Raw genomic sequence first — 543 nt, 5'->3', positions numbered from 1 at the left:
GAACAGGATTAGATACCCTGGTAGTCCACGCCGTAAACGATGAGTGCTAAGTGTTAGGGGGTTTCCGCCCCTTAGTGCTGCAGCTAACGCATTAAGCACTCCGCCTGGGGAGTACGGTCGCAAGACTGAAACTCAAAGGAATTGACGGGGGCCCGCACAAGCGGTGGAGCATGTGGTTTAATTCGAAGCAACGCGAAGAACCTTACCAGGTCTTGACATCCTCTGACAATCCTAGAGATAGGACGTCCCCTTCGGGGGCAGAGTGACAGGTGGTGCATGGTTGTCGTCAGCTCGTGTCGTGAGATGTTGGGTTAAGTCCCGCAACGAGCGCAACCCTTGATCTTAGTTGCCAGCATTCAGTTGGGCACTCTAAGGTGACTGCCGGTGACAAACCGGAGGAAGGTGGGGATGACGTCAAATCATCATGCCCCTTATGACCTGGGCTACACACGTGCTACAATGGACAGAACAAAGGGCAGCGAAACCGCGAGGTTAAGCCAATCCCACAAATCTGTTCTCAGTTCGGATCGCAGTCTGCAACTC

Annotated in this window: 1 rRNA gene; it reads left to right on the top strand. The window is 53.6% G+C overall.

Annotated elements, in window-relative coordinates:
- Window positions 1-543 (top strand): 16S ribosomal RNA (locus GPJ59_RS36850); the annotation flags it as partial.

This window comes from Streptomyces bambusae (genome assembly GCF_019400985.1).
GTDB lineage: Bacteria > Actinomycetota > Actinomycetes > Streptomycetales > Streptomycetaceae > Streptomyces > Streptomyces bambusae_A.
Note: the sequence above shows the minus strand (reverse complement) of the source record. Positions and strands in the feature narration are given on the sequence as shown.